At 71.3% G+C, this 8092-nt stretch carries 8 protein-coding genes; all 8 read right to left on the reverse strand.

Features of this window, described 5'->3' with window-relative positions:
• Positions 1 to 2 precede the first annotated feature (2 nt).
• Positions 3 to 941, reverse strand: coding sequence for an alpha/beta hydrolase (locus ACEU5R_RS08530; protein ID WP_369869710.1), 939 nt, complete (start codon positions 939 to 941; stop codon positions 3 to 5).
• Positions 938 to 1657 carry an MtnX-like HAD-IB family phosphatase gene (locus tag ACEU5R_RS08535; protein ID WP_392409827.1) on the reverse strand — a complete coding sequence of 240 codons (720 nt, stop codon included), beginning with the start codon at positions 1655 to 1657 and terminating at the stop codon, positions 938 to 940. The genes ACEU5R_RS08530 and ACEU5R_RS08535 overlap by 4 nt, the downstream gene beginning before the upstream one ends.
• A complete protein-coding gene (locus ACEU5R_RS08540) occupies positions 1650 to 2567 on the reverse strand; it encodes an HlyD family secretion protein (protein WP_103275654.1) in 918 nt (305 codons plus the stop codon). The genes ACEU5R_RS08535 and ACEU5R_RS08540 overlap by 8 nt, the downstream gene beginning before the upstream one ends.
• On the reverse strand, positions 2564 to 3319 hold the full coding sequence (locus tag ACEU5R_RS08545; RefSeq protein WP_392409828.1) for an ABC transporter ATP-binding protein: 756 nt from the start codon (positions 3317 to 3319) through the stop codon (positions 2564 to 2566). The genes ACEU5R_RS08540 and ACEU5R_RS08545 overlap by 4 nt, the downstream gene beginning before the upstream one ends.
• An 11-nt stretch (positions 3320 to 3330) precedes the next feature.
• Positions 3331 to 4467, reverse strand: coding sequence for an ABC transporter permease (locus ACEU5R_RS08550; protein WP_392409829.1), 1137 nt, complete (start codon positions 4465 to 4467; stop codon positions 3331 to 3333).
• Positions 4464 to 5924, reverse strand: a complete 1461-nt coding sequence (locus ACEU5R_RS08555; protein WP_392409830.1) for a TolC family protein — start codon at positions 5922 to 5924, stop codon at positions 4464 to 4466. Before ACEU5R_RS08555 ends, ACEU5R_RS08550 begins: the two co-directional genes overlap by 4 nt.
• A 126-nt stretch (positions 5925 to 6050) precedes the next feature.
• A complete protein-coding gene (locus tag ACEU5R_RS08560) occupies positions 6051 to 7247 on the reverse strand; it encodes an ATP-binding protein (protein ID WP_392409831.1) in 1197 nt (398 codons plus the stop codon).
• Complete coding sequence (locus ACEU5R_RS08565; RefSeq protein ID WP_392409835.1) at positions 7232 to 7885, reverse strand: response regulator; 654 nt, start codon at positions 7883 to 7885, stop codon at positions 7232 to 7234. Before ACEU5R_RS08565 ends, ACEU5R_RS08560 begins: the two co-directional genes overlap by 16 nt.
• Positions 7886 to 8092: the final 207 nt, after the last annotated feature.

Raw genomic sequence — 8092 nt, forward strand, 5'->3', positions numbered from 1 at the left:
CCTCATTCCACATCGGCGCCGCCCCCTGGCTTCGCGCCCTCGACCAGCTCGGTCACGAAGGCCGCCGCGCGAGCGATGACCACCCGACGCTCGCGGTCGATGGTGATCATGTGATAACTGTCGTCCAGCAGTTGCAGCGTGACGGGCGCGTTGACGGCCCGGCGCTGGATCTCGTAGGCGTTCGACACCGAGGCGATGTCGTCGTTGCGCGCGTGCATGACCAGGCAGGGCGCGCGCAGCGCCGGCATGTTGCGCAGCACCGAGCGCGCCAGCTTGTGCATTTCCACCACCGACCACCAGGGGTTGCCCGGCAGGCCCGAGGCGGCGCTGTCGCCGGCGTGCATCTGCGAAACCACGCGGGCGCGCAGCGCCTCGTCCTTGATGCCGTAGGGCGGCTGTTCCATGAACACGCTGCGCCGGCCGATGCCCAGCGCGCGCATGACGGGCAGCAGGCAGGCCAGCTTGGTATAGCGCGGCATGCTCCAGCCGTCGTGGCGGAACGCCGGCGACAGCGCCAGCACGCCGGCGATGTGCTCGGGACGCTCCTGCGCCAGGGCCAGCGCCAGCACGGCGCCCATCGACAGGCCGCCGACCACCACGCGGTCGACGCGGCGCGACAGCAGGTCCGCGCCGCGCCGCACGCTGGCCAGCCAGTCCAGCCAGCTGGTGCCGACCAGATCGTCCAGCGTGCCACAGTGACCGGCCAGCTTGACGGCGTACACGGTGTAGCCCTGCAGGTGCAGGCCACGCGCCAGCACCCGCATCTCGTTGGGCGTGCCGGTCAGGCCGTGGATCAGCAGGATGCCGGTGCGCGCGCGCTCGCCCTGCCCTTCGAGCAGGTACTCATCGGCCAGCATTTCCAGCGGCTCGGCGCGTTCGCGCGCTTCGCCCCGGAGGTATCCCGCGCCGGGCGGCGCCAGGACGGTGGCGGCCTTGTTCATGCCGTGGACTCCTCGTTCTGGCCGGACAGGATCAGGGGCAGGCGCGACAGCGCCTCGTCGAAGTCGACGAAGGCGGAATGCACGATGCCGTTGGCGCGGCAGTGATCCAGCAGCTTGGCCTTGGCCAGCACGTGCTCGGCCTTGCCCGAAACGCAGAAGTCCGAGCTGCCGTCGCCCACGTACAGCACGCGCTTGCCCGCGGCTTGCTGCCCGGCGAGCTGGCCGCACTTGCAGTTGGCGCTGGCGCAGTCCGGCCGCGACCAGGGCGTTTCCAGCTTCCAGCGGCGCGGCCCGGCCGGCAGCAGCCGGTTGGCCACGATGGGCAGATCGCCCATGCCCTCGCGCGCCAGGATGACCTGGATGGCGTAGTCCAGCCCGTCGCTGACCACCTGCACGCCGATGCCGAGCTGGCGGGCCTGGTCGACGAAGCGGACAAAGCCCGGATCGACATGGACCTGCTCCAGCGCCTCGCGCAGCTCGGCCACGCTCATGTCCAGCAGCGCCACCTGGCCGCTCATGCACTCGCGCGAACCGATCTCGCCGCGCTCCCAGGCCTCTTCCAGGTCTTCCCAGCCCGGCATGCCGTGACGCTGCAGCAGCGTGTCGGTCACGTCCTGCAGGCTGATGGTGCCGTCGAAATCGCACTGGATCGTCCATTCCGGAACGGTCGCCTTGCCACCGTTCCAGCGCACTTGCAGCTCGAAGTTGTCATTCATGGAAAGTCACTCTCACGTTTTGGCCGACGATCGCCTCTGCCGGGCCGTCGAATTCCAGGATGCACTCGACCACGCGCACAGGACCGCGCTGGGCGTCGTCCTGCAGGCGGCCGTTGCCGTAGATGGGGCTGATGCGCACCAGCTTGGCCGAAGGCAGAGCGGGCGCGGCCGCCGCCGAGTCCATGTCGGACGCCACCGTGGCGCGCATGCCCACGCGCACCGAGGCGACGTAGGCGGAGTTGAGTTCGGCGCGCACGATCAGCGGGCGCGCGGGCAACAGCGTCAGGGCCGGGGCGCCCGCTTCCAGGCGTCCGCCCTGCCGGGCCGTCACGCCCACGATCACGCCGTCCTCCGGCGCGCGCAGCTCGAGCTGCTGCAATGCGACCTTGGCCTGTTCCAGGCGCTGCTGCGCGACCGCCGCCTCGGCCGTGGCCACCGCCACGTCGGACTGGGCGTCGCGCAGACGCTGCTGCGCGTCATCGGCCAGCTGGGGCTGCGCGGCCCCGGCGCGCACCGCCTGCGCATAACGCGCGGCGGCCTGCTTCAGCTCGGGCAGGCGGCCCTCGGCGGCCTGCTGCCGCGCGCGGGCCAGCTTCAGCTCGGAAGTGGCGACCGCGACGGCGGCCGAGGACACCTGGCTGGCCTGCGCCAGCAGCAGCTGGCCACGCTGCACGCGGTCGCCCTCGCGCACCGTCAGGCTGGCCACCGTGCCGGCCAGCGCCGGCGCCAGCGCCACCAGCCCGCCGTCGACTTCGATCTTGCCCCGGGCGACCGCCGCCGCGCGCTGGCCGTCCCGCGCCGGCTGCCGTTCCACCGTCTCCTTGGGATCGCTGCGCTCGGAACACGCGCTCAGCGTCAGGACCGCCACGATGAGGAGCGCGCGCCAACGCGCGCCCGACGAATGCTTCATGCTTTTGCTCCTAGTGAATCTGTGGCGATGCGCCGGTCGCTGCGTATGGCCCCGTCCTCCATGCCGACGACGCGGTCGGCATGCCGGACCAGGCGTGGATCATGGCTCACGCACAGGACCGTGGCCCCGTGGTTGCGGGCGAAGCGATGCAGGATGTCCACGACCCGTTGGCCGTTCTCCGCGTCCAGCACGCTGGTGGGTTCGTCGGCGAACAGCAGCTCGGGCTCCTTGGCGATGGCGCGGGCGATCGCGACCCGCTGTTTCTCGCCGCCGGACAGCTGCGCCGGGCGCATGTGCGCCCGATGCGACAGGCCGACCTCGTCCAGCGCACGGCTCGCCAGCCGGGCGCTTTCCTGGTCGCGCATGCCCAGGTAGCCCAGCGGCAGCTGGACCTGTTCCAGCGCCGTGAGCGCCGGAAACAGGTTGAAGCCCTGGAACACGAAGCCCGTATGGTGCAGCCGGAAGCGCTCGAGGTCGCGGCGGCTCATGGCGCCCAGGTCCTGCCCCAGCGCATGGGCCTTGCCGTCATCCGGATGCTGCAGGCCGGACAGCAGCGACAGCAGCGTGCTCTTGCCACAGCCGGACGGACCGGAAATCAGCGTCAGCTCGCCCGGATACACGGCCAGCGACAGGCCTTGCAGCACCTGCACCTTCACCACGCCGGACAGGAAGGCCTTGCCCAGCCTGAAGGCTTCCAGGCTCGGCTCGACCGTGGCCTGGACTTCCGGGGACATCGAAAAATCACGTTTCATGACCGTCTCCATCAGCGCAGCAGCAGGGCCGGATCGGTGCGGATCAGGCCGCGCACCGCCATCACGCTGGACATCAGCGCCATCAGCGCCACCAGCGCCGCGCAGCCCAGGGCCGCCGTCAACGTCATGGCCACCGGCACGTGATAGAACACGGCCACCGCCAGCAGCAGCGCGCTGGCCACGGCCGCCAGCACCATACCCAGGCCGCCCACCAGGCAGGCCTGCTCGATCACGACGCGGGCCAGCGCGCCTCGGCTCGCGCCGAGCGCGTTCAGCGTGGCGTACTCGCGCGCCGACGCCGCCACCACGGCCGCGAAGGACTGGTTGGTGATCACCGCGCCGACCAGGCAGACGATCAGGGCCATGAACAGCACGGCCATGCCCGCGCCGGTATCCAGCAGCCAGTACTGCTGTGAGCGCTGCGCGAATTCCTGGGCCGTCCAGACCTGCAGCGGACCGAAGCTGGCGTCGCTTTGCGCCAGCCGCGCCTGCACCGCCGGCGCCCGCGAAGGATCGGCCAGCCGCGCCACGTAATAGGTGCTGCCCCGGCCGGCCTGCGGTCCGCCAATGACGCGCGCCGAATCCAGCGACGCCAGCACGTTCACGCCGCCCAGGCCGCGCAGCCCCGCGATCGCGGCGACCACGCGCACCGGGTGCCCGTTGATCCAGGCCTTGCCGCCTTCCGCCACGCCCAGCGATTCCAGGTCCGCCGAATCGACGATCACCGCCCCCGGCTCGCGCAGGCGCTTGCGCAGGTCCGGCGGCAGCAGCTTCGAGAACAGCATGGCGTCGGGGCCGACGGCAATGCCGGACAGATAGATTGACACGCTGCCGGCGTCGACGCGCTCGGGCGTCCAGTCGCCATCGACCCACTGGTAGGGCTCGACCGCCACGACCTCGGGATCCATGCGCAGCCGCATTTCGGCGTCGGCGCTGACCGTGCGGCCGAAATTGACGCTTTGCGTGCCGGGATAGCCGGCCCAGAGATCGGCCGAGGACGCGTTCACGTATAGCGCCGAAGCGCCGAAAATGCCCAGCACCAGCGCCGCCTGCACCACCAGCATCAGGCCGGAGAAGCCGACCGCCAGCACCACGGGCACGAAGCGCCGCCATTCGTAGACCAGTGTCTTGCGCGCCAGGGCGATCATGGACGCACCTGCCGGGGTTGTTGCGCCTGCTCTTGCGCCTGCTCTTGCGCCTGCTGTTGCGCCTGCTGTTCCGGCTGAGGCTGCGGCGCCAGCGGGGCGCCGCCCAGCGCCTTGTAGAGCGCGACGAAGGCCAGGGTCCGCGCGCCGCGCGCCAGCGCCACGTCGGACTGCGCCTCGAGCAGCGCGCGCCGGCCCTCCAGCCCGTCGTAGGGGCTGGACAGGCCAAGCGACGCCAGCTTGCGCTGCGAGCCGTTGCGCCGGTCCAGCACCCTCCGCGCCTCGTCCAGCGCGGCGATGCGCTCGCGCTCGCGCGCCAGCGCGGACAGCGATTCCTCGACTTCCGACACGCCGGACAGCACCGCCTTGCGGTAGCCGGCCAGCGCCGCGGCGATGCCCTGCTCGCCGGCCTTGACCTGCGCCTGGCGGGCGCCCCAGTCCCACAGCGGGATATCGATCGTGGGACCGCCGGCCGGAACGAAGTTGTTGTTCGAGCGGCGGTTCTGCGTCATGTTGTAGGCATACAGGACCGAACCGCCCAGGCTCAGGCGCGGATACAGCGCCGAGCGCGCCATGCCCAGCCTTGCGGCGGCCCGAAGCACTTCGGCTTCGGCCTCGCGGATGTCCGGACGGGTGCGCAGCAGGTCGGCCGGCACTTCCCCCAGGGCGAAGCCGGGCAGGCCCTGCGACGGCGCCACCGCGCTCCAGCCGGGATCCGGCGCGTCGCGGCCCAGCAGCAGCGCCAGCGCGCGCGCCGACCGGTCGGCCGCCAGGTGCATCGACGCCAGCGCGGCCAGGGTGCGCTGCCGGCGCACGCTGGCCGTGTCGGCGTCCTGCGGCGTGCCCAGGCGGGTATTCAGCCGCACCTGCGCCAGCCGCTCGGCCTCGCGGTCCAGCTCGGCCATCTGCGTCAGCAGCGCGATCTGACCGTTGGCCACGCCCAGGTCGAGGTAGTTGCGCACCACGGCCGCGACCACCGACACGCGCAGGCCCTGCTCGCGGGCGGCGGCCAGGTCGGCGTCCGCGCCGGCCTGCAGCCTGCTGCTCTCGGCCGCGCCGAACAGGCCCAGCTCCCAGACCATGTCGATGCTGGCGTGGAAATAGGAATCCTTGGCCTGGGCGTCCTGCACCGGGCGGGCGCCGACCCCGAAACCCGGCAGGTAGCGCGAGCGCCAGCGACCGGCGACCTCGCGCTCGCCCTGCAACAGGCGCGCGGATTGCTCCAGGTCCAGGTTGCGCCGCAACGCTTCCTCGACCAGCGCGTTCAGTCGCGGATCGTCCAGCGCCGTCCACCAGGACCGCAGATCGACCGCGCGCGCGCCCTCGCCGGCCGCCTGGGACCAGGCGCCGGGCACCTGCGCCGGCAGCTCCGGCACGGGCACCGACATGCAGCCCGACAGGAGCGCGCTTGCCAGCAGCGCGGCGCAGCGGAGTTTGAACGATTCAGGACAGCGATGCATGGGTATCTATGGCGTAGCGGACGGCGGCAGCCGTCACGGTTGGCTGGATAACATTGCCAGCATGCCCCCGCGACGTTGCGGGGCCATGCAGGGTTTATGGAGAATTGATGGACGCGGCCGGGCGCATCACGCTAGGGACGCCTGCCTGCGCCCCGCGGACGCCTTCGCGTCCCGGCTGATCACGGGAAAGCAGACCTGGATCCGCATGCCGCCGCGCACCGAGCGATCCGCCAGCACCGACCCGCCCTGCTGGTCCACCAGCGCGTGCACGATCGACAGTCCCAGGCCCGAACCGCCATGCATGGCGCTGGGCTGGTGCGGAAAGCGTTCGAACGGACGGTCGCGCATGGACGCCGGCAGCCCCGGCCCCGCGTCGCTCACCGCCAGCACGGCCTGTCCGGCGTGTATGCGCACTTCCACGCCGATCCAGCGCCCGCTGGCCGCGTGGCGCAAGGCGTTTTCCACGAGGTTGGCGAAGATCTGGCGCAACCGGTCCGGGTCGGCCATGATCAGCTTGCCCTGCGCGGAGGCGGGCAGCTGCGTGTCCACCTCGAAACCCTTCTCGGCCAGCCTGGCCTCGAAGCCGGCCAGCGCGTCGCCGACCAGCGCCACCAGATCCACGGGCCGGGTCTGCAGCGACAGCCGGCCGACCGAAGCCAGCGACAGCGTGTGCAGGTCCGCGACCAGGCGGCCCAGGTGCAGGGACTGGTCCAGCAGGCCGCGCATTTCCTCGTCGCTGACCGGGATGACGCCGTCGCAGATCGCGTGCAGGCGGGCGCTGAGCACCGCGATGGGCGTGCGCAGCTCGTGCGAGATGGAGGCCAGCGTCACGCGCTGTTCCCGGTCCAGCGTTTCGAGCGAATCGATCATGTGATTGAAATCCCGCACCATTTCGGCCATTTCGCCGCGTGCCTTGCCCACATGGGCCCTTACCGTGAAATCCCCCAGCGCCACCCGGGTGGCCGCCGCGGCCATCGAATCCAGCGGCAGGGTGATCACCTTCGAGATGAAGAACCCGGACGCCAGGCCCAGCGGCAGCCCGAGCAGCACGGTGAACAGCAGCGCGAGCTTCTCGCCGCGCATGGGATCGACGGCCCAGTATTCGCCGTAGATCTGCATCGCGCGCGGACCGTCTTCCAGCCCGCGGGCCGTGAGATCGTCCAGCTCGGCGCGCACTTCCACGGGCAGGGATTGCTGGAACTCGCGGTGCTCGATCTTCCAGAACATGACCTGGCTGCCGGCGAGCACGGCCAGCATCAGGGTCATGGTGACCGAGACCGCCAGGCCGAAGCGGATCCAGATGCGGTCTAGTTTTCGCGCCATAGACGGTATCCGACGCCGCGCACGGCCTCGATCATGTCGGCCTGCCCGACCGCATGCAGCTTGCGCCGCAGCTTGGAAATATGCGAGTCGATGACCCGCTCAAGCGCGTCGCTTTCCGGCAGGCAGTGCTCGATCAGGAATCCGCGCGAGAAGCAGCGCCGCGGCTGGGATGCCAGGCAGGCCAGCAGGCGGAACTCGGTCAGCGTCAGTTGCAGCGGCACGGAGCGCCCGCCGCCCACGTGCGCGACCGCGACGTGGTCCTGCTCGTCGATCTCAATGCCGCCGACGCGGATGGGCGCGGCGTTCGCATGCGCCCCCGCGCGCCGCAGCACGGCCCGCAGGCGCGCCACGACCTCGGCGGGATTGAAGGGTTTGACGACGTAGTCGTCCGCGCCCAGGCGCAGCCCCAGCAGCTTGTCGACGTCATCGGCCAGCGCCGTGACGATGATGACGGGGGTCTGGCCTTCGTCGCGAATGGCGCGCAATACGTCCAGCCCGTCCATGCCCGGCAGATTCACGTCCAGCAGAACCGCGTCGGGACGCAGCTCGCGGAACAGCCGCATGGCCTCGACGCCGTCCATGGCGGAGCAGGTGCGAAAGCCGTCGCGGCGGAGATAGGCCTCCAGGACGCCGACGATTCCCGGGGGGGGGGGCGGGCCGGGGGGGGGGGCGGGGGGGGGGGGGGGTGGGGGGGGGTGTGGGGTTGGTCTTGGTTTTTTTGCACTCTCGGGGGGGGCTACGCAGGCGTGTCGGCGGCGCGCGCGCTGCGGCTGGACCAGCCCGGCGCCCGCATCATCGTGCTGGTGGCCTTGCGCGTCGGGCAAGGCGCCGCCGGGCGCAATGCC

The organism is Achromobacter sp. 413638, from assembly GCF_043119405.1.
In the GTDB taxonomy this organism is placed as follows: Bacteria; Pseudomonadota; Gammaproteobacteria; order Burkholderiales; family Burkholderiaceae_B; genus Achromobacter.